15 protein-coding genes and 2 tRNA genes are annotated in these 21,634 nt (G+C 44.0%); 5 read left to right on the top strand and 12 right to left on the bottom strand.

Annotation, left to right across the window (positions count from 1 at the left end):
• Positions 1-13: 13 nt before the first annotated feature.
• The 7 genes from Bovatus_RS24435 to Bovatus_RS24405 form a co-directional block, all read right to left on the bottom strand.
• Positions 14-1,426 (bottom strand): glycosyl hydrolase family 28 protein, encoded by a 1,413-nt coding sequence (locus tag Bovatus_RS24435; RefSeq protein WP_004302337.1) that lies wholly within the window; start codon positions 1,424-1,426, stop codon positions 14-16.
• Positions 1,427-1,762: 336 nt separating this feature from the next.
• Entirely contained in the window at positions 1,763-2,908 is a 1,146-nt protein-coding gene (locus Bovatus_RS24430; protein ID WP_004302334.1) for an OprO/OprP family phosphate-selective porin, read from the bottom strand.
• Between the two features lie 13 nt (positions 2,909-2,921).
• Positions 2,922-4,292, bottom strand: coding sequence for a DUF5690 family protein (locus Bovatus_RS24425; RefSeq protein WP_004302332.1), 1,371 nt, complete (start codon positions 4,290-4,292; stop codon positions 2,922-2,924).
• 219 nt (positions 4,293-4,511) lie between these two features.
• Positions 4,512-6,878, bottom strand: coding sequence for a hypothetical protein (locus Bovatus_RS24420; protein WP_004302328.1), 2,367 nt, complete (start codon positions 6,876-6,878; stop codon positions 4,512-4,514).
• Positions 6,879-6,902: 24 nt separating this feature from the next.
• Positions 6,903-8,936, bottom strand: a complete 2,034-nt coding sequence (locus Bovatus_RS24415; protein ID WP_004302326.1) for a tetratricopeptide repeat protein — start codon at positions 8,934-8,936, stop codon at positions 6,903-6,905.
• Between the two features lie 26 nt (positions 8,937-8,962).
• Positions 8,963-9,508 carry a DUF3575 domain-containing protein gene (locus Bovatus_RS24410; RefSeq protein ID WP_004305849.1) on the bottom strand — a complete coding sequence of 182 codons (546 nt, stop codon included), beginning with the start codon at positions 9,506-9,508 and terminating at the stop codon, positions 8,963-8,965.
• Positions 9,509-9,749: 241 nt separating this feature from the next.
• Positions 9,750-12,515, bottom strand: coding sequence for a heparinase II/III family protein (locus tag Bovatus_RS24405; protein WP_004302323.1), 2,766 nt, complete (start codon positions 12,513-12,515; stop codon positions 9,750-9,752).
• Between the two features lie 161 nt (positions 12,516-12,676).
• On the opposite strand from Bovatus_RS24405, the gene nuoF reads away from it, so the two are divergent.
• From nuoF to nuoE, 3 genes are read left to right on the top strand one after another with little or no spacing between them, the layout of a single operon-like run.
• A complete protein-coding gene (gene nuoF / locus Bovatus_RS24400; RefSeq protein ID WP_004302321.1) occupies positions 12,677-14,584 on the top strand; it encodes an NADH-quinone oxidoreductase subunit NuoF in 1,908 nt (635 codons plus the stop codon).
• 13 nt (positions 14,585-14,597) lie between these two features.
• Positions 14,598-16,364 carry an NADH-dependent [FeFe] hydrogenase, group A6 gene (locus Bovatus_RS24395; RefSeq protein ID WP_004302318.1) on the top strand — a complete coding sequence of 589 codons (1,767 nt, stop codon included), beginning with the start codon at positions 14,598-14,600 and terminating at the stop codon, positions 16,362-16,364.
• Between the two features lie 19 nt (positions 16,365-16,383).
• Positions 16,384-16,860, top strand: coding sequence for an NADH-quinone oxidoreductase subunit NuoE (gene nuoE / locus Bovatus_RS24390; RefSeq protein ID WP_004305841.1), 477 nt, complete (start codon positions 16,384-16,386; stop codon positions 16,858-16,860).
• A gap of 88 nt (positions 16,861-16,948) precedes the next feature.
• On the opposite strand, the gene Bovatus_RS24385 is transcribed toward nuoE, so the two are convergent.
• Together Bovatus_RS24385 and Bovatus_RS24380 are read right to left on the bottom strand one after the other, a co-directional pair.
• Positions 16,949-17,036: transfer RNA gene (locus Bovatus_RS24385), tRNA-Ser, on the bottom strand.
• A 66-nt stretch (positions 17,037-17,102) separates the two neighbouring features.
• Positions 17,103-17,187: transfer RNA gene (locus Bovatus_RS24380), tRNA-Ser, on the bottom strand.
• Positions 17,188-17,428: 241 nt separating this feature from the next.
• Here Bovatus_RS24380 and pflB point away from each other — a divergent pair.
• On the top strand, positions 17,429-19,657 hold the full coding sequence (gene pflB, locus Bovatus_RS24375) for a formate C-acetyltransferase (protein ID WP_004302311.1): 2,229 nt from the start codon (positions 17,429-17,431) through the stop codon (positions 19,655-19,657).
• Between the two features lie 15 nt (positions 19,658-19,672).
• Positions 19,673-20,401 (top strand): pyruvate formate-lyase-activating protein, encoded by a 729-nt coding sequence (pflA, locus tag Bovatus_RS24370; RefSeq protein WP_004308786.1) that lies wholly within the window; start codon positions 19,673-19,675, stop codon positions 20,399-20,401.
• Positions 20,402-20,428: 27 nt separating this feature from the next.
• On the opposite strand, the gene Bovatus_RS24365 is transcribed toward pflA, so the two are convergent.
• The 3 genes from Bovatus_RS24365 to Bovatus_RS24355 are packed head-to-tail and all read right to left on the bottom strand — an operon-like array spanning position 20,429 to position 21,550.
• Positions 20,429-20,872 carry an N-acetylmuramoyl-L-alanine amidase gene (locus Bovatus_RS24365; protein ID WP_004302307.1) on the bottom strand — a complete coding sequence of 148 codons (444 nt, stop codon included), beginning with the start codon at positions 20,870-20,872 and terminating at the stop codon, positions 20,429-20,431.
• A complete protein-coding gene (locus Bovatus_RS24360) occupies positions 20,859-21,050 on the bottom strand; it encodes a hypothetical protein (RefSeq protein ID WP_004302306.1) in 192 nt (63 codons plus the stop codon). Before Bovatus_RS24360 ends, Bovatus_RS24365 begins: the two co-directional genes overlap by 14 nt.
• Positions 21,047-21,550, bottom strand: coding sequence for an HU family DNA-binding protein (locus Bovatus_RS24355; protein ID WP_004302305.1), 504 nt, complete (start codon positions 21,548-21,550; stop codon positions 21,047-21,049). Before Bovatus_RS24355 ends, Bovatus_RS24360 begins: the two co-directional genes overlap by 4 nt.
• Positions 21,551-21,634: the final 84 nt, after the last annotated feature.

Below are 21,634 nucleotides of genomic sequence, written 5' to 3'. Positions count from 1 at the left end.
GTACCAGATTATGCTATTTGACTGTGATATTCTTTATGTATTCATTCGTGATAAAATCATCTATATTTTTCATCTTCATACCGTTGATAATCACATTATCGAAGATGATATTCTTGACGGAACGTTCTTTATCAAACCCTTTCAATAGAGATGGATTCTCCCCTACTCCATTATAAATGATATTCCGAAAAATAATATCTTCAATTCCCCGGCCGGGTTGCTTATCATACTTTGAATTAAAACGAACATTAATATGAAACAATCTTCCCTCCTGGATATTCTCTACACGGATATCCTCAAATAATACTTTGCGTACCAAGTTTTTATCACCGCAATCCACTGCCATACAGCCCTGATAAAGAAGATCATCTTCATCATGTTCCAGAATATCGACATTACGGACAGTTATATTCTCAAGAATCTCTCCAACCTTATCGTCCGGGTTACCGTGTCCTCCAATGTTGATCGGATGAGCAATATCCGCCCAAAGGATTGAATTCTGTAAAGTCACGTTACGACTTCCTCCGTAATAGTTCCAGCGATGGGCATAGATGGCAATACAATCATCACTGTTCCGCATAAAAACATTGTCTATTAATACGTCACTGCAACACATCAGATCTATGCCATCACTCCATCCTTTACAACTAAAAGACTTTAAATTACTGATGGTCAACCCTGTAGACTCACCACCAAATACTGTATAGTGATCTGGATTTATAACTGTAATACCGTCAATCCATATATTTTTAGAATGAGTAACTTCTATTCCACGGATCGGATGGTCGAGAATACCACGCCCGACAATGCGTACATTTTCAGCTTTGTCAATCAATAATTTAGCTTTTACAACAGCTCCGGGAGCTAAATAAACAGTAGTATTGGAAGGAATCTGTATCTGTGTATTCGGCAAATCTTTCGGACGATGGACACCCGGTCCGAAATACATTACTTTGTCACTGCTTTCAGTATAAGTTTCTGTTTCCAAAGGATTAGCAAACAAATGAAGATTATGCAAACGATCACCGTTAAACTCAATCGACAGGCATTGAGGTCTAGTGAGTGTAAAAAAGATAGCATTGTGGTTTACCGTATGTTGTATACCTATTGCTAACGGACGGATTTTCACATCCTGAATGGTGCCATTGTTCTTTTTCACCATCACTTCTACGGGACTGCCTATATCAAACTGTACCATTGAAGCAGATTGTACCCGATCCATATCTACTTGGACTTCATATTCGAATACATCTTTCCATTCACCACCTGCTTCACGTACTTTGACTGTATAATCATCATTATGTGGCATACCAGTGTTCAATCCTTCCGGATAGGTTACTAATTGGGCATTCCCGAATGTCGAAAATGCAATAGCTATTGCTAACAAACATTTTCTTTTACCTGATAAAACTCCTACTATATTCATATCACTAAACTATGTTATATTTTAATTATTCTGTTTATTGAAGTTCTTTCTAAAACTATACTTTCTATTCCACCCAGGTTGGCAAACTGGTAACAGAAACTATAGAAAAAATAACCAATGCAAAAAATCTCCTTTATTGTCTATTACGAACAATAAAGGAGATTTACCTAGAACATTCCAGTTTTTTCTGTCTTCTTATTTTTTACTTTTTACATACGGTTCTGCATATTGAGTCGGCAGTGCTCTCGATATGTCTTTGAAACATTTAGTAAAACTAGTATACAATACACCTTCCTATTCTTTATTATAGCTTTATTCGAACGGAACTGCCAAGTACTAGAATATGAATTGAAAACGTCCCTGTACTACACTAAAGTTTGTGCTTTCGATCTCTTTGATATGCGAGCCGGGGATGAAGTAGCTATAATTCAATTTGACAGCAATGTGTTTATTGATATAGTAATTCAATCCGAAGGAGAGGTCTTTCTGTGTTCCGCCTTTTATTCCGGCATCATTCAGAGAGAGATAATTGAAACGGGCACATAGTTCGAGTGCTTTTCCTTCCGGTCTTCCGGGACAGGCTACTTCTTCGTCATATAGATAATTCTGTCCTAACAATAGCCAGGAACATTGCAGATAAGCTCCTTGTGCCGTATAGTTCTCAAAACCCTTTTCCCGTTTTACATGGGCGCGGATGTATTCACCCTGAAGAAAGAATTTATGATAGTAAATTAGCAGTTCGGTTCCTATTTTAAATTGGGATGCTGCATGATCTACATCTGCTTGTATTAATGTACGATTATCAATCGTGCTCACGCCCGGAGATTTATAAGTAAACGTATTCCTGTTCTCATCTTCGGGAAGCGTGCCGTCCGGTGTACGATGGATAGCTGCTAATCCTATATGTATCAGTTTCGCTTGCTCATAAAGTGGACGGTAAACCAAACGTCCGTCAATGGCATATCCTTGCGATGCGTTTTTCAGGTTGCTCAAATCATTATCGGTAAAGAATCCGCCACACAGATAGTAATATTGGGTACGATAGGAATAGGCTACTCCCATACGTCGGCTATTTGTCAATGCCAGCACAGCTCCCGGAGATTGGTTGAAGCGAAGATCAAATGTACTACAAATCATATCGAGACTGAATGGCTCATAGAATTGTCCTATCTGAATGGAACTATTCTTATAGGAATAGGTGGCAAAAGCATCTTTGATGGCTACTTTGTTTCCGGCATATCCCATTTCCAGTTTCATTCCCCAGTTCTGATAGGTAGCTTTTACACCGATGCGAAGGTCATTAAATTCCGTGCCGTTGCCAAAGTTATTCGGATTCTTCAGATACACTCCTCCATCCATTAATAGACGCCCAGTGATTTTATATTGTATGCCATCGGGCAGATTCTGTGCCGTTATCCGGGAAGTCGTTAGTATTAGAGATAGAAGGAAGGAGAATTTCAAATATAGTCCTATTATTTTCATCGTCCACCTTTTATCAAATTTGTGAAAAAGTAGTTGGCTCCATACCTTCTCCCGTAAATTTTATCCCGTTGCTCATTTCGGCTTCTTTCGCTTTCTTCAGTTGTTTCTCTTTTTTATAGCGCTGTATCAGGTAAATCATGGAGCAGGTGAAAGCAACCGTACAGATCAGTCCTACGTAACCGGATAATATATTATAAAATTCCAACCAGTTTATGTCTGCATGGGCAAATTCTTTGAACATCAAGACAAGTACAGTTCCCGTATATCCGATAAAATCAATGGTCACAATGAAGAAACCGACATTTCCTTTTATCTTGAAACAAGCGATGAAGCGGTCGAAAAAAATGCTTTGAAAACAGAGGTAGGCAATATACAGACAGAGACTTTGGACAAACAGCCAGGTGATTGCATCCAATTGCAGAGAATCATAATTGAAAGATATAAAACTCATGGTGGCTGTCCCAAGTACGACCAATCCCAGCAGGGCAACCAAAACTTTTATGTTACTTTTCACAAAGACCATCGCTCCGAATAACGCCAGAATTATTAATGTAACGACTGTATCTACCTGCGCAAACATCCATGAGGACTGTCCGTTCATATCAATAATCTTCACCAGGAAATCTTCCTTAATATCTCTAAGCACTACCAACATTAGGTTAGCTACAAACAATAATACAAGAAATGGCATAAAGTCGATGAACAGTTCTTTCCGTTGCTTGCCATTCAGAGTTACACGACTACTTTTTTGTTCTATATCTTGTGCCGTAGGTTGTGGCAAACGGGTTAAGCTATATCCCCAAAGAGCCAATAAAGGAAGTGCAAAAGCACCGATAAGTGCCGGCATCCAAAATTCGCTGACGTTCAATGTATTCATAACGAACAATCCGATGGATTTTGCCGTTCCCGAACTGATAACAATACTGATTCCTAAAAGACTGGCCAAAATATCCGTAGTGCGGCGACCTTCGATAAAACTGAAAATAACTCCCCACATACAGCCCAATGACAATCCATTGAAGAACATGGCAAACATATTATAAGGAGTGGGAAGTGCTCCGAACGCAACCAATGACAATTCCGCTACGGCAATGGAAACGAGTATAAACTTCAGGCGATTCTCTCTCTTCAATTCGGAAATCAACTTGATACCTATAAACTTGGCTATCAGATAACCTGCTATCTGAATGATAGTAACCAGTACTTTATAATCAAAGCCGAATGCTTCTATCCCGTCAAAAGTAGCAGCTGTGAAAGGTTTGCGCAATGTATAAACCAGTGAGTAAGAAAGAAGGGCTGCTCCACCTGCCCATAGAATAAAGAGGAAATCGGCTAATCTTCTGTTTGAACTTAGTTTCGATATTGCTTCAGTAATCGTTTTCATACGTTTTCGTTTTAATTTCTGGAGCAAAAGTAGAGGAGAATAGCAAGGGAGAAAATGAATTCTAAAGATTCATTTTATTCATTATCAGGTAGAAATGGAAGTAATATTAATGTAACGTTTATGTAACCGTAATTTCTTGGAAATGGAATACAAAAAGGGTTGCACAATCACTAATCCGGTATTGCGCAACCCTTTTTATTCGATTTCTTATTTTTCTTCTTATTGGAAAGTAGGCATCTTGAATCTGTACAATAATCCACCTACCATGGAAGCTACGCGGTCAGGTCTTCCCTGTTCGGAGCCATCGTATGTATCGGTACGGATACCGACTTTAGGTTCGGCATACAGATACAAAGAAGAAGCCACTTTCAGCTTTACCTGCACACCAGCATCCAGTCCCGGCACTGCTCGGAACTTACCGTAACGGCGTACCAGTCCGGCAGTAACTCCCACAAAAGGAACAACATCTATCACATGATCGGGGCTGTATCCTTTTGCCAATGTGGCCAGACTCATCATATAATCCATACCCAAACCGGCATAATGAAGATTCATCTTCGACGACGTTTTGGCCTTGTACATAATTGTTCCATTTACCCGCCATGCAGATAACGGAGTGTACCATTTACCTATGCTTCCTTTTGCTTCTACACCTGCATTCTTCACCAAATCTTTGTTGGCTACGAGCAAGCTACCCAATCCAAGTGCACCGGAGATGAAGTAACGCTTGTCATCCTGACCAAACACGCTACGATTGGCTGCTTTTGAATAAGGAACAAAGCGATAGTGGAAACCTGCATTGACTCCTACCATTACGTCTTTCTGCATAAACCCCAGATTACCTTCAATGAATTTATCTCCATACAAGCGAATCTGCGGTTCAATGTACAAACCGAGAAAATCATTCACATGCCATAATCCCTGTATGCCTGCATTAATACCCGGTTGGAACTTATGGTCTGATTTGGAAGTATAAGCAAGGTTGACACCTACCGAACCTATTAAATCAAAGATACGATCGGGATTATATCCACTCATGGTAGACGTTATGTTCCACAAGTAATCAAGACCGCCACTGACGCTGACATGTCTAAGTTTGCCCGCTTTAACACTTCCCGGAACTACATAGTTCGTAAAGAATCCACCCGTACCCACCAGGCGCAAACCGGAATAAGGGCTCAACCACTTACCGATAGAGACAGAAGCCTGCGGACCTAAAGATCCAAGGTTTTCAAGATTCGTCTTATTCAGGAACATCTGCACACCGATTCCCGAAGTCATAAACAGATTGTCTGCGATGTGATTGCTTGAGAATCCGTTCTTCGGACGTGCCGCACGGTCAATCGTATGATAAGTCAAACCAAAATTCAACTCTCCGAGCTGATCCGTATTGCCACCTACTCCGCAACCTCCTGCATATTTCTTATTATACACATTGAAGCGAGGTTCTATAAATAAATCCACAGAACGGTTGATACGGAAACTTCCTTGCACACCGACTCCTATTCCCGGAGCATACTTGGCGGTTTTATCCACTCCTTTCGTACCTGCCAGGTTAACTCCGGCAATACCGATCAGACTAAATATTCTGTCTTCATCATATCCCCAAAGAACATTATTGATATTCAACAGATAGTCCGCATGCAGATCGACATGTTTAAAGTAGCCGCTTGCGCTGCCCGAAGGAGTATCCGAAAGTCCAACTGTTCCGGACAAACGCAGACCGGAAGAAGGACTGAACCATTTACCGATTCCGGCAGAGAACTGGGGACCTAATCCTTTAATCGTATTCTTGATTCCCGGAACTTTCAGTGTACTGATACCACCGGATAAAGAGATAAACATATGATTCAGGAAGGAACTTTTATCGAAATCATCGAAATGAATCTTAGTTCCCATCGGAGCAGCAGGCATATAGGTCAGACCTACCAGAACCGAACCAGCCATTTTATAGTTTCTCCAACTTTCCGTATACGCAAAACCGTCATTATACCATCCGATCCGCGGTTCTACAAACAAATCCAATGTAGAAGAAAGACGTACATTTCCCTGTAAACCGAGATGAGCGCCGTAATAAAGCTGACCGCCGCCTTTCAAATCCGGATACTTTTCGGAACGATCGCTATTGTCGCCCACCTTAGAATAACCGGCTTCTATACCTGCAATCCCTACTAACTCAAAACAACGGTTTGCATTGTATCCGTATGCCAGGGAGGACATATTCAACAGATAGTCCAGGCTGCCGCCACCCTTTTTTATTTTAGAATCGTAGATACTCGACGGCAGATAACCTAAATTCACCCCTATCCGAAGTCCATGGACCGGAGTAATCCACTTTCCCATAAAGAGATGGGCGGTCATTCCCATTCCATCCTGACTATCTCCACTTGTTAACAAGCTGTATGGCCCTATTCCGGCAGAGAAAAAGAGATGTTCATTGAATTTATTGCTCTCGAACTTTTCATTTGCAGGCCGTTTCTGTAACATATATTGCAATGCACCATAATCCTGTGCCTGTAAGGTAACAGCAAGCATCAGGAAGATTGCCACTGCTACATATTTATTGTTGATTCTGAAGATATTCATCGTTTACTCTTGTTGTATATATCATTATTTAATTTTCTGCTCTTCCGGCAGCAAGTCAATAATATCACCGTCCACCTTCGCTACTTCCAATAAGGAAGGATCAAGTTCAAGGGCCTTCTCAATGCTCATAATCGCATCACCTATTTTCTCCAGGCGGTTGGCGGCAATCGCTTTTATATAATATTCGCGGGCGGTCTCTACATCTATGGTAGAAATCTTATCCCATGCTTCCTGATTCTTCTTCATTGCCAGCAGCATCACCACCTCATTGAAAGGACTGGTAGCCGCCACCTTTTCGAAAGCATCATTATAATAACCGGCCAATGCCTGAACGATGGCCTGCAAATCTTCAGAAACCGCTTCTTCGGGAACCAATGTCAAGACTGAATCCGCTTTTGTATATTTCCCTTCGTGCAGCAAGGCAATAGCCTGATTGGACAATAACTCCGCCGGTGCCGATTTACTGACAAACGGTTCGAGAATACGTGAATCCGGAGTATCTTTCTGTATCGTTGCCACTGCCAGTTCATTGGCTGCATACGTAAAGTTATCATAAAGTTCAAGAGCTTCCCTGCAATACTTTTCCCTTTCGTCGGGAGTTTTTGCTGTCGTAATCATACGGTAATATTCGAAACGGGTCAGTTGCTTCGGATTCTTTCTGTAAAGTTCTCTAATCTCGTCGTCCGTCAAAGAACGGAAGATTGAATAACCATACGTATATTGCACCTTTCTCAATTTAGGCAGATAAGTAGCCGCAAGTTCTTTGTAGAAAGGTTTCGATTTCAAGACCCCATTCAACCGGTAAGGAGTAGCTGCATATTGTTTGATTAAGTCCTCTACTTCTTTAGCCAGTTCCGGCTTGGAGTTTTTTTTCAGCAATTCAGCTACCTCCTTCCAGGAGGCAACCGATGCATCCGATTTCACCTCCAACAGTTTACGTGTTTCCGGGTCCAGTTGTGCCAGTATACGTTCCAGGGCTTTATCCGTACGCAATTTTGCCAGACGAAGATTCGTCGCGTAAGAACCGTCCGGCGAAGCCACCCCCGTAATATGAAAACTCTTCAAAGAGGCATCCGGGTTCGTCTCAATACCACGCAATTCCTGATTCAATCGGTTCAGTTCCACCTGATTTTGTGGATTCTTATCATCCAGGTCGGCTTTACCTACCAGGAAGGTTAAGTTTACCTCACCTTTCGTATCCCGCAACTGCATCACGGGTTTCGGAAGGTATTTCTCGTCCGTCAGGCTGAAAGCGGAGAATTTATACTCCAAGAAACGAAGCGGGTTGACCGTTCCGCGTGCAATGGAGAAAGAGTCACGATAAATGATATTCCGGTAATTTTCCATCGCCAGATGCACATCTGCACGGTAGTCATGTTGCAGATATTCTATATAGATAGAATCATGGTAAGCAATAATATCCCCCTTGCGTGAAGAAGTAGTTTTCACACGGATGTAATCGTGCAAAGGATCTTTATCCATATCATAATCGTACATTCGATTTTGCGTTGTATTATAAGTATCCCCGTCGAATACAACAGGACGCATCAACAGACGCTTTTTCAGTGTCACATCATAAATGGAAGGCTGCAATACCAAGCGACGATGTGAGTTAAACATCTCCTTAGGCACCGGGACACGAGTTTTCAGATGGAAATAATTACCTTTGATTTCGATGTCCGTAGGTTCCGGAATCACTTTGTCCTTCACTTTGGAAGTAATCGTTACTTCGTCCAGTTCGATGACGGCATCTTTCAATACTACATTCAGAATCTGCTTTCCTGCCACCTTCACTGTTTTGTCTTCATAACCGACACATGTAAACTTCAACGAGCCGTTTTTCTCAACCAAGACACTGTAACGACCATCCTCGTCGGACATTTCTATACGTTCGTCATTGACCGGATTCAACACATTTACATTCGGAACACTTTTCCCCTGCGGGTTTGTGATATGCCCCTGCACGCGGATCCGTTGGGCGGATACATTCATACCGACGAACATCATCGCCACGAGAAGTATACCTGTTAATCTATCACGTTTCAAATTGATTTTCATTCTCTTTTCTGACTAGCTAATGTTCGTTATCGAATAATATAAACAAAGGATACCCCCAGTTTGACAGGTGCAATGGTGGTCTTACTATCGTTGACCGCACCCGGTTTCGGAGTACCCTTATCATACTTAAACTGACGGTAGCGCAACACACCCACTCCGGCAGTTGCTTCGATGTTCCAATGATCGCCCAGCACCCATGCGTATCCATAGGTCAAACCAGCGGCGTATGCATCGCCTTTGTGATGCACATCTTTTACCATCATATCAAAATTATTCACGAAAGCGGTGATTCCAAGAAAATGACTCACCATCGGACGATTTAGCCAGTAACGAACTTCAGGCTGAAAATGCGTGAAAGTCGTTTTAAAGTTGTCTGTACTGATTGGGTTCGCAGCAATCCCCATGTTTAAGGAGACATGACTACCCAATACAAATTCTGCTTCTACATTCGGACTGGCGGTCAGCCAACCCAATGCATTTGTCTTTACAGCCACCCGTTGTGCGTGCACATGTACACCACAACATAATAACAGAAATGATAACGCAGCTATTACCCTGCGACCATTTCTCATCACATATACCATCATTTATTTCCCACTAAATATTTCCCACTAAATATTTACCCACAAAAAAAGGGCTTACTGTCCATTTTATATACTACTTGGACAGAAAGCCACAAAATTAGAAAAAATATAGTATTAAAAACGTTTAAACACGCTTTTTTTGTTTTTTATTGCAACAATTTCCATCTTAGGCCATAATATACCATACTACGGATAAGATATACAATTTTTCTTTATTACCAATGAAACATCAGATACGCAACAATATATGCTCCGACGAAGCATCGGATTTTATCTTCTTATCGCCGATAACAACCGTACAGGGAGCAGAAGAAATAATATACCATTTCCCTTCTTTCTTTTCGAGCAATACATTAGCGGCATTGTCGGTCTGAATCATTACCCCGGGTGCAACCAATTGGGTTCCATTCCCTAAAAACAACGTCCGGTTTCCTGCATATTCATTGCTGATAACAGCATAATCCGCTTTCACTTTCATTCCTTGATAAGTAGCGGTTTGTGCAGCATCAGATAGAGAGAAGATATGATCTATACGTCCGTTTTTGCTTTTCACACAGATTCCGGCAAAATCTTCCAAACCTGCTCCTTCTGCATCAAAATAAGAAACAGACTGAATAGCAGACGGTTCCTTTTTCGTACTCGGTTCATATATCGAGACAAAAGGACGATTCCAAGCTTCTCCATGCTGACGGGCAACAAATGTCAGCGTCGGCTGCTCCTTTATATTATAGGGCATATTCGGTGTACGGCTTAGCCCTTCGGTCATTGGCGCCAAAGCCGTAAAGACTTCACGATCCGGTTCGCCTTTCATCCAAAGATTCATGTATATATCATCGCCGTCCTTATCTTTCATATCTATGGTGAAAGTTGCCTTGACATCCTTATTGGTCGCAGCCACTTTCTTATCATATAAATAGGAATAAGCGTAAAGATGTGCGCCTGCAAAGGCGAGTTCTTCCGTAGGCTGGAGATTCAGGTCGCTGCCATCTGCTGCCGTCAATGTCAAAGTCTGCCCAAGGTTGTGATAGAAGTAATCGTGCATCTTATCGCCTCCTTTCTCTTTCCGGCTGCGGAATACATCGACATAATACCCCGTCTCCGCCCCAGTAGTGACAATACTCATCATACGGGTCTGATCCGCCCTGCTTTCCGGTTCACGAAAATAAAGGTTACTGTAAGTAACGGACGTAAATGCTTTGCCCGGTTCCGCTGATGCCGGGAAACAGGAAAGCAAATCAAAAGAATGGTTACTTTTCATCACCGGATAGCTCGATATTCCATCCACACAAACTGTATTATGACTGGGGAATTGAGAATAATATTCCGCATAATCCAGTCCGCTATACAGGAAAAGCCCGATACCTGCATCCGGACCCAATACGTATCCTTTTCCGTAAAGTTCCATCGAAATGCCGTTAGCGTGCATGTGATTCCCTTCACTGCCATTCAACGAAATCATCAAACTGTTGCGCGGATGCATACCGTTACGCTGTACCAGCCATGACACATTGGGAGCATAAAACAAAGGAGAAACATAATCTTCTATCTTTCCCGGCTGCACTTTGGGATTTAGCGTCAGCGGTTTATCTTCAAAGAAAGAATTGACAGATACACGCACATTCTTCTTTTCTGTTTTATCATTTCCCAAATCCGGGTTCAGGCATTTCAATAAAGCCGTGAAATAGTTTTCCTGTTCTTTCTTCCCGTTCGCCTGTGCATTCTGTATCATACGGATAAAGAAATTCGTACTCAAATATCCCGGATGCGTATCTCCAAAGCCACAAATCATACGGTTGGGAAACAGATATTGGGGAGTGGTTGCTACCGCTTTCGACAATACAGGCATTGCTTTCACCAAATCATATTGCAGATTCGTATCAAACTGATTCACGAAATTGGCATAATCATTGATTACCACACTGCTATATCCCGGACATTCTGCCCAAATTCCCGTATTTATATCGAAACCATAATCTGCCAATCGCGTCAGACTCCACTGGCGGATGCTGGAACGGTTCATCACATAGTCGATATAATATTCACGTCCTTTTCCGTCGGCATATTCTTTATTGTCTTCCAATACCAATCCGACATTCATAATAAACCGTGCCTGTAGCAAATTCCAGTTGTTATGAGGTACACCGTTCGCTATGATATTATCCGCCCATTTCTTAAAAGCTCCGGCGTAGATTTCCATTTTATCCGGGTAATTGGCCTTTAGATAATTATATAGAAAATCGTATAAAGGGACAGCGATATGGAGTGCGTCTTCATGGATGACTTCGAAAGAAGTCAATCCTACCAATGTTTGCTGATGGCCGTGATTCAGGTCGATGGGCACGTTTCTATAATAAATACCTGTCATATATGTATCAAAGACCCCTGCGGCAAGTTTAGCGAATTTCTCTTCATCCGTCATCCAATAAAGGAAAGCGGCATCACGGGCAATTCCCAGGATTTCGCAGTTCAGGCTTTCAATATTCCGGCCTGTTTTGGATGGGTGTACACTCTCCATAGGACGGTCGGGAAGTGCATTATTGCAGAAAGTGACATTCCCGTCCTCATCATCATAAGGAACGACATCCGCCAATTTGGGACGACCGTGGGTAGCAGCTGTGCCACGGGTTCCTGTGTAACGCACAGTGGGATAAGGAGCCTTTTCACCTCCGGCATGATCGTAAGTCTCACCTTTCACATATACCTCGGTTGCATGAGATTTCCAATACATAGCCAGACGGGATAACAACCATGCGGGTTGAGCATCCGTCAGATTGGTATATACTTCGGTTCGTTCCTTCAATTTATTGAATACGTCTTTCGCCCATTTCTCTTTTTTAATCAGCTCCCACGTATCCTGCTTTCCATCCGGTGTAGTCAACACTCTCGGATGTTCTTGCGACATTTTCTCCGGCAACGGAATTTCCCGTCCGTTTTCCTGTCCGGATGCATTATTCAATAAGCAAAGAAGACATAGTCCCAGTAAAATTTGTCTCATACTTTAAATTTCTTTTTTAGGTTTACTACCCATTAAATACGAAGATAGAGAATTATTTACCTAATTACTTTCATTAAGACCTGTTTTATTTGCCCGAACACTGCTTTTATTCAAACAAAGAACTATATTTGCAAAAAAACCGACTAACAATTCTGATACTTATGAAAATTTTATCTATCCATGATTTGGCAACAATCAGGAAGAGAGCAGAGCACAATCTTTCATTGCGCGAAGAAAGTAATGAAAAGGTGACTGAAAAGTGTTACGGACTGGCATCCGGTGCGCAACATCTTCAGATTCTGATCTGCGGTGGTACAGGCTGTAAGGCATCTTCCAGCCAGGGTATTACAGACAATCTTCTAAAAGCCATCAAAAAGAGCGAAATCACCGATAAAGTAGAAGTCATCACCGTAGGCTGTTTCGGCTTCTGTGAAAAAGGTCCTATCGTGAAAATTATCCCCGATAATACCTTTTACACCCAAGTCACTCCCGAAGATGCGGAAGAAATCATCAACGAGCATATCATCGGAGGACGAAGAATCGAACGGTTGCTGTATGTAGATCCCAAAACGGAACATACCGTCAGCGACTCCAAGCACATGGATTTCTACCGGAAACAACTCCGCATCGCATTGCGTAACTGTGGTTTTATCGATCCCGAAAATATTGAAGAGTATATCGCCCGTGAAGGATACTTTGCATTGGCCGATTGCCTGCTTAACAAACAGCCGACGGACGTTATTGATATTATCAAACGTTCGGGACTTCGCGGACGTGGCGGTGGCGGTTTCCCGACGGGACTGAAATGGGAATTTGCCAACAAACAACAGTCGGATGTCAAATACGTGGTTTGTAACGCCGACGAAGGAGATCCCGGTGCATTCATGGACCGTTCCATAATGGAGGGCGACCCACATTCGATTGTAGAAGCGATGTGTGTCTGCGGTTATTCCATTGGTTCCACCAAAGGATTAGTATATATCCGTGCCGAATATCCGTTAGCTATCAACCGACTGAAAACAGCTATCAATCAGGCACGCGAATACGGATTACTGGGAGATCATATCTTAGGAACAGATTTCAGTTTCGACATAGAAATACGATACGGAGCCGGAGCTTTTGTCTGCGGAGAAGAAACTGCCCTTATTCATTCGATGGAAGGAAAACGGGGAGAGCCGACTCTGAAACCTCCCTTCCCTGCCGAATCCGGTTATCTGGGAAAACCAACCAATGTAAATAATGTGGAAACGCTTGCCAATATTCCCATTATTCTAACCAAAGGAGCCGACTGGTTTGCAACGATTGGCACAGAACGTTCCAAAGGAACCAAAGTGTTTGCTCTTGCCGGAAAGATTAATAATGTCGGACTGATCGAAGTGCCGATGGGAACTACTCTTCGGGAAGTAATCTACGAAATCGGAGGAGGCATCAAAGGCGGAAAGAAGTTCAAAGCTGTACAAACAGGAGGACCGTCAGGCGGCTGTCTGACAGAAAAACATCTGGACACTCCCATTGACTTTGACAACCTTCTCTCGGCCGGTTCCATGATGGGTTCAGGAGGGATGATTGTCATGGATGAGGACGACTGCATGGTATCCGTAGCCCGCTTTTATCTGGATTTTACAGTGGAAGAGTCCTGCGGGAAATGCACACCTTGCCGCATTGGAAACAAACGTCTGTTGGAACTACTGAACAAGATTACAGAAGGAAAAGGCACAGAAAAAGACCTGGACACACTTGCCACTTTGGGACAAGTCATCAAAGATACGGCCCTCTGCGGACTGGGACAAACCTCTCCGAATCCCGTTTTATCCACATTGGATAACTTCTACAATGAATATATGGAACACGTACGGGATAAGACTTGTCGTTCCAAGCAATGTAAATCACTATTAACATATACCATCAGTCCGGAACGTTGCATTGGTTGTCATCTATGCGCCAAAAACTGTCCGGCGGATGCTATCAGCGGACTGGTGCGTAAGCCACATGTCATTGCTCCCGATAAATGTATCAAATGCGGCATGTGTATGGCACGCTGCAAATTCAACGCTATTCTTGTCTGCTAAAATCTTATTTACTATGGAAGAAAAACAAATTACTCTCCAGATAGACGGTCATTTCATCACTGTGCCCGAGGGAAGCACTATTCTTGAAGCCGCTATCAAAATCGGTATCAATATACCTACGCTGTGTCATATCGACCTGAAAGGAACCTGTATAAAAAATAATCCGGCTTCCTGCCGTATTTGTGTGGTTGAAGTGATGGGACGGCGCAATCTGGCTCCTGCCTGCGCTACCCGTTGCACAGAAGGAATGGTAGTAAAAACCAGTACGCTACGTGTGATGAACGCACGCAAAGTGGTAGCCGAACTTATCCTGTCGGATCATCCCAACGACTGTCTCACCTGCCCCAAATGTGGCAATTGTGAACTTCAGACATTAGCGCTACGCTTTAATATCCGCGAAATGCCTTTCAATGGAGGCGAGCTCTCTCCCCGCAAGCGGGAAATCACTGCCTCCATCGTGCGCAACATGGATAAATGTATTTTCTGTCGCCGCTGTGAAAGTGTCTGTAACGATGTTCAGACAGTCGGTGCGCTCGGTGCCATCCGTCGCGGATTCAACACGACGATAGCCCCTGCCTTTGACCGGATGATGACGGAAAGCGAATGTACCTATTGCGGACAATGCGTAGCTGTCTGTCCGGTAGGTGCACTGACCGAACGCGATTATACGAACCACCTGCTCGACGACTTAGCTAACCCGGATAAAGTGGTGATTGTGCAAACAGCCCCTGCCGTACGTGCTGCCCTAGGCGAAGAATTCGGTTTTCCTCCCGGCACACTGGTAACCGGAAAAATGGTTTATGCACTGCGTGAACTGGGATTCGACTATGTATTCGATACTGACTTTGCCGCCGACCTCACCATCATGGAAGAAGGATCGGAAATACTAAACCGTCTGACGCGCTATCTCAACGGAGATAAATCCGTACGATTACCTATCCTGACTTCCTGCTGTCCGGCATGGGTCAACTTCTTCGAACATCATTTCCCGGACATGCTGGACATTCCGTCCACCGCCCGCTCCCCACAACAGATGTTCGGTTCCATTGCCAAATCCTATTGGGCGGAGAAAATGGGCATACCCAGAGAAAAACTGGTTGTCGTATCTATCATGCCTTGTCTGGCTAAAAAGTACGAATGTGCACGTGATGAATTCAAAGTGAACGGTATCCCCGATGTGGATTATTCTATCTCTACCCGTGAACTGGCACGACTAATTAAACGTGCCAATATCGGGTTCCCTCTCGTACTGGACAGCCCATTCGACAACCCGATGGGTGAATCGACAGGTGCCGGTGTCATTTTCGGAACAACAGGTGGTGTAATGGAAGCCGCCCTCCGTTCTGTCTATGAAATCTATACCGGAGAACCTTTGAAAAATGTAAATTTCGAACAGGTACGCGGACTAAATGGCGTCCGTCGTGCTACCATTAACCTAAACGGATTTGAATTAAAAGTAGGCATCGCACACGGACTAGGCAACGCTCGTCATCTACTGGAAGATATACGGAACGGACATAACGAATATCATGTAATCGAAATTATGGCTTGCCCCGGAGGCTGTATCGGTGGCGGCGGGCAGCCTTTGCATCACGGCAACTCGGAAATACTCTATGCACGCGCCAACGCACTTTACCGTGAAGACGCCAACAAACCTTTGCGCAAATCGCACGAGAATCCGTATATCAAGACATTATACGAGGATTATCTCGGCAAACCGCTAGGTGAGAAATCGGAAACTCTCCTGCATACGCATTATTTCAACAAAGCGATTGATTAACTTTTAAATGAAGAGTATTATGTCAGATATCAAACTAGCCTGTGACATGGCAGAGCAAATCAAAACGATCTGCGACAAGCATGGAAACAAACCGGGCGAACTTATCAATATTTTGCATGAGGCACAGCATTTGCAAGGGTATCTACCCGAGGAAACGCAACGGATTATCGCTTCCAAACTTGGAATTCCCGTATCGAAAGTGTATGGTGTCGTCACTTTCTATACTTTCTTTACCATGACTCCCAAAGGAAAACATCCCATCTCTGTTTGCATGGGTACAGCTTGTTATGTACGTGGTTCAGAAAAACTGCTGGAAGAGTTCAAACGTGTATTAGGTATCGAAGTCGGTGACACTACCCCGGACGGAAAGTTCTCATTAGACTGTCTGCGTTGTGTAGGCGCCTGCGGACTGGCTCCGGTAGTGATGATCGGCGAGAAGGTATATGGTCGATTACAACCGGTAGATGTAAAGAAGATTATTGAAGAATTGGAATAACCGAATTCCCGAAAACAATATAAAACAAACGGCTGCCTTGATAAGTCAAAACAGCCGTTCATTAATATTAAAATGTAAAAAAATGATGCGGAGAGAACGAGATTCGAACTCGTGATACCCTTTAGGGGTATACACGCTTTCCAGGCGTGCCTCTTCAACCACTCGAGCACCTCTCCTTACAATTACCAACTAGAGAAAAAACTCTCCATAAAAACAGAAAGCAGCAAAAAGCTGCTTTCTAGCGGAGAGACAGGGATTCGAACCCCGGGTACCTCGCAGTACAACGGTTTTCAAGACCGCCGCAATCGACCACTCTGCCACCTCTCCAAAACTTCTTTATCAGAAGTGCTTTTCGTTAAAAGCGGTGCAAAGGTACGAATATATTTTAAACATACAAGAGTTTTCACAAAAAAAAATCACGAACATCATTTCCAAAGAATAGCAATATCTAGGTATTTTATGTTGAAAAGCATAAAATAGAGCATATTTATGCTGATTATATGAAAAAACGTTGTAACTTTGTGCGCTCTAAAGAAAAGGATAACTACAACCTCTAATTTTATCATTTATGGAATTAAATAAGATCTTTAAAGACGGTCTTTGGAGCACTGAAATCAATGTCAGAGATTTCGTAAGTCATAACATCACTCCGTATTACGGAGATGCTTCTTTCCTCGAAGGACCTACCGAACGCACAAAAGCTGTATGGAACCGCTGCCTCGAAGCACTGGCAGAAGAAAGAGCCAATAACGGAGTACGCTCACTGGATAATGTCACCGTCTCAACCATCACTTCTCATAAAGCCGGATATATCGACAAAGAAAACGAACTGATCGTCGGTCTGCAAACAGACGAACTTCTGAAACGTGCAATCAAACCTTTCGGAGGTATCAACGTGGTGAGCAAAGCCTGCCACGAAAACGGCGTGGAAGTGGACGACCGTGTAAAAGATATATTCACTCACTACCGCAAGACACACAATGACGGAGTATTTGACGTATATACCGAAGAAATCCGTTCGTTCCGTTCTCTGGGATTCCTCACCGGACTTCCTGACAACTATGCCCGCGGACGTATCATCGGCGACTACCGCCGTATGGCTCTCTATGGTATCGACCGACTGATTGAGGCAAAAAAAGAAGACTTGCGTAACCTTACCGGTCCGATGACCGATGCCCGCATCCGCCTGCGCGAAGAAGTGGCAGAGCAAATCAAGGCATTGAAGGACATGAAGGTAATGGGCGAATACTACGGACTCGACTTGAGCCGTCCTGCCTACACCGCACAAGAAGCAGTACAATGGGTATACATGGCTTACCTCGCTGCCGTAAAAGAACAAGACGGTGCTGCTATGTCACTAGGTAACGTCTCTTCGTTCCTCGACATTTATATGGAATATGAATTGAGCAAAGGAACCATCACAGAATCTTTCGCACAGGAGCTGATCGACCAGTTTGTCATCAAACTGCGTATGGTGCGTCACCTGCGTATGCAATCTTACAACGACATCTTTGCCGGCGACCCGACATGGGTAACCGAATCCCTGGGTGGACGCCTCAACGACGGACGCACGAAGGTGACAAAGACTTCTTTCCGCTTCCTGCAAACACTCTACAACCTCGGCCCTTCACCGGAACCGAACCTGACTGTATTGTGGAGCCCGGAACTGCCGGAAGGATTCAAAGAATTCTGCGCAAAAGTATCTATCGACACTTCTTCCATCCAATATGAAAACGACGACCTGATGCGTGAAGTGCGCCAGTCTGACGATTACGGAATCGCATGCTGCGTATCTTATCAGGAAATCGGAAAACAAATCCAATTCTTCGGCGCACGTTGCAACCTGGCAAAAGCCCTGTTGCTTGCCATCAACGGCGGACGTTGCGAAAACACCGGTACGGTAATGGTGAAAAATATCCCCGTACTAACCAGCGACACACTGAACTTCGAAGAAGTAATGAGCAACTACAAGAAGGTATTGACGGAAATCGCCCGTGTTTACAACGAAGCGATGAACATCATCCATTATATGCATGATAAGTATTACTACGAAAAAGCCCAAATGGCTCTTGTAGATACCAACCCACGCATCAACCTTGCTTATGGTGTAGCCGGACTTTCTATCGCCCTCGATTCACTGTCGGCCATCAAATATGCCAAAGTGACCGCACGCCGCAATGACATCGGTCTGACAGAAGGTTTCGATATTCAAGGCGAATTCCCTTGCTTCGGTAATGACAACGACAAGGTAGACCACCTGGGTGTTGACCTGGTCTATTTCTTCAGCGAAGAATTGAAGAAACTTCCGGTTTACAAAAATGCCCGTCCTACTTTATCTTTGCTCACCATCACTTCCAACGTGATGTATGGCAAGAAGACAGGTGCTACTCCCGACGGACGCGCCAAAGGTGTCGCTTTTGCTCCGGGAGCCAACCCTATGCACGGACGTGACAAGAACGGTGCCATCGCCTCTTTGAGTTCCGTAGCGAAATTACGTTACCGCGACTCACAGGACGGTATCAGCAACACTTTCTCCATCGTCCCCAAATCACTGGGAGCTACTGAAGAGGATCGCGTAGAAAATCTGGTGACAATGATGGATGGCTATTTCACCAAAGGCGCTCACCACCTGAACGTGAACGTACTGAACCGTGAAATGCTTTACGATGCCATGGAACATCCGGAAAAATATCCGCAACTCACCATCCGTGTTTCCGGTTATGCCGTAAACTTCGTGAAGTTGAGCCGCGAACATCAATTGGAAGTAATCAGCCGTAGCTTCCACGAACGTATGTAATCAGATCTACTCAATATGACGATAAACGTACATTCATACGAAAGTATGGGAACATTCGACGGGCCGGGCTTACGGCTCGTCGTTTTTCTTCAAGGATGCAATTTCCGCTGCCTGTATTGTGCCAACCCCGACACGATAGCCGGAAAAGGAGGCACACCTACCCCACCGGAAGAAATCGTCCGCATGGCTATGAGCCAACGTCCTTTTTTCGGGAAACGCGGAGGAGTCACTTTCTCCGGAGGAGAACCTACGTTTCAGGCCAAAGCACTAGTCCCTTTAGTGCGTGAACTGAAAGAAAAGGGAATACATGTATGCATAGACAGCAACGGCGGTATCTGGAACGAAGAAGTTGAAGAACTTTTCAAACTGACGGATCTTGTATTGCTGGATATTAAAGAGTTCAATCCGGCACGCCATCAAGCACTGACCGGAAGAAGTAACGAGCAAACCATCCGCACGGCAGCATGGCTGGAAGAAAACGAGAAACCTTTCTGGCTGCGTTATGTATTAGTGCCCGGATACAGCGATTTCGAGGAAGACATCCGCCGTTTAGGAGAAGCTCTGGGAAAATATAAGATGGTGCAACGAGTGGAAATCCTGCCTTATCATACATTAGGCGTACATAAGTATGAAGCGATGGAGCAGGAATACAAGCTGAAAGACGTAAAAGAAAATACCCCCGAACAACTTGAAAAAGCTGCGGAGGTATTTAAAGAGTATTTCACTACTGTGGTGGTCAATTAACCACCACAGTAATAAATAGGATAAAAATCACCATGTCTCTGCTTTCACCTCGAAACAGGGACACTCTTTGATCCGCTCCCAAGGGTCAACAATTCCATTATAATTGGTGTCAGGACTCAAGTCCCGATGACCGACCACCTTTGCCTCCGAATAACGCTGCAACAACTCGTTTACCAGGCGATGCATCGCCTCTTTCTGGCGGGAAGTACGCGTATCTGCTGCCTTTCCGTTCTCATCCAGCCCGCCTTCATAGCACACCCCTAAACTAATCGCATTAAAACCGCGTGCATGAGCACCCACCGTATCTTCATCCCTCATCGGTTCTATCTGTCCCGACTTGCGGATATAATAATGATACCCCCAACACGAAAAGCCCCGAAAGCGATGGGCAGTGTCCACATCCTTCGCCGTGAAGTCGCGATCGACACGGGTAGCAGAGCAGTGAATCACAATCAGACTAATCTTTCTCATCGTCCTTCTCCCTTTCCGTCGTTTTCACATTACACACTTCCTTATGGGTAGCATTGAAGCGCACCTCTCTCACAATTCTGTTCCGCTTTCTTTTTCCGAAGAAAGGCACAAGGAACATGATTACATCCAAAATCTTAGTTACAATTTCTTTCATTTGATCTAATATTAAAGTTATCATGCTGCCGGATCCGGAGCTTCTCCGCTTCCACCACCGTCTGAACCACCACCGGAACCTTTGTCATCGTCTTCTCCTTCATTGCCGCTACCGCCCGTTTGGATCACCGCACGCGTCGTTACTTGTTGGTAGCTAAGAATCTTCGTGATGTCCGCCAACGTCTTTCCGGGACGGAAAATAATATGGGCAGCCGTAATCAGCGAACTTGAAAACTCCTTGACCGACACAGCTCCTTCACTGTTCAACCCGATCTGCAAACTGCCCAAATCACCCAACCGGACTATTCTTCCCGCTTTCAACGCACGCTTCGCCTCATAAAGAATACCCGAAATGGCGGCACGCACATCTGTCTCCGTACAGGTAGACCGACTGGTGATTCCTTCGCACAACTCTTCAAAATCCAACTCTCCCGAAGCCTGTGCCTGCGCGTAATACTTTGCCGACTCATCCTTTTTGGCAGGATTCTTGCGCGGCACTACTGAATAAGTTACTGTCATTGCCATAATAAAATAATTTTAAGATTTCACACATTTCGAACGCGTTCCTTATTTGTTAACGACATAAAGATAACACATTTTCCATCCTCC

This window comes from Bacteroides ovatus, from assembly GCF_001314995.1.
Classification (GTDB): domain Bacteria; phylum Bacteroidota; class Bacteroidia; order Bacteroidales; family Bacteroidaceae; genus Bacteroides; species Bacteroides ovatus.
The sequence above is the reverse complement of the archived record's forward strand: the minus strand, read 5'-3'. Positions and strand labels throughout refer to the sequence as shown.

Bases quoted from the DNA above. Each gene is read 5' to 3' on its own strand.
- Bovatus_RS24435 (WP_004302337.1), bottom strand. From the start codon at position 1,426: ATGAATATAGTAGGAGTTTTATCAGGTAAAAGAAAATGTTTGTTAGCA.
- Bovatus_RS24430 (WP_004302334.1), bottom strand. From the start codon at position 2,908: ATGAAAATAATAGGACTATATTTGAAATTCTCCTTCCTTCTATCTCTA.
- Bovatus_RS24425 (WP_004302332.1), bottom strand. From the start codon at position 4,292: ATGAAAACGATTACTGAAGCAATATCGAAACTAAGTTCAAACAGAAGA.
- Bovatus_RS24420 (WP_004302328.1), bottom strand. From the start codon at position 6,878: ATGAATATCTTCAGAATCAACAATAAATATGTAGCAGTGGCAATCTTC.
- Bovatus_RS24415 (WP_004302326.1), bottom strand. From the start codon at position 8,936: ATGAAAATCAATTTGAAACGTGATAGATTAACAGGTATACTTCTCGTG.
- Bovatus_RS24410 (WP_004305849.1), bottom strand. From the start codon at position 9,508: ATGAGAAATGGTCGCAGGGTAATAGCTGCGTTATCATTTCTGTTATTA.
- Bovatus_RS24405 (WP_004302323.1), bottom strand. From the start codon at position 12,515: ATGAGACAAATTTTACTGGGACTATGTCTTCTTTGCTTATTGAATAAT.
- nuoF (WP_004302321.1), top strand. From the start codon at position 12,677: ATGAAAATTTTATCTATCCATGATTTGGCAACAATCAGGAAGAGAGCA.
- Bovatus_RS24395 (WP_004302318.1), top strand. From the start codon at position 14,598: ATGGAAGAAAAACAAATTACTCTCCAGATAGACGGTCATTTCATCACT.
- nuoE (WP_004305841.1), top strand. From the start codon at position 16,384: ATGTCAGATATCAAACTAGCCTGTGACATGGCAGAGCAAATCAAAACG.
- pflB (WP_004302311.1), top strand. From the start codon at position 17,429: ATGGAATTAAATAAGATCTTTAAAGACGGTCTTTGGAGCACTGAAATC.
- pflA (WP_004308786.1), top strand. From the start codon at position 19,673: ATGACGATAAACGTACATTCATACGAAAGTATGGGAACATTCGACGGG.
- Bovatus_RS24365 (WP_004302307.1), bottom strand. From the start codon at position 20,872: ATGAGAAAGATTAGTCTGATTGTGATTCACTGCTCTGCTACCCGTGTC.
- Bovatus_RS24360 (WP_004302306.1), bottom strand. From the start codon at position 21,050: ATGATAACTTTAATATTAGATCAAATGAAAGAAATTGTAACTAAGATT.
- Bovatus_RS24355 (WP_004302305.1), bottom strand. From the start codon at position 21,550: ATGGCAATGACAGTAACTTATTCAGTAGTGCCGCGCAAGAATCCTGCC.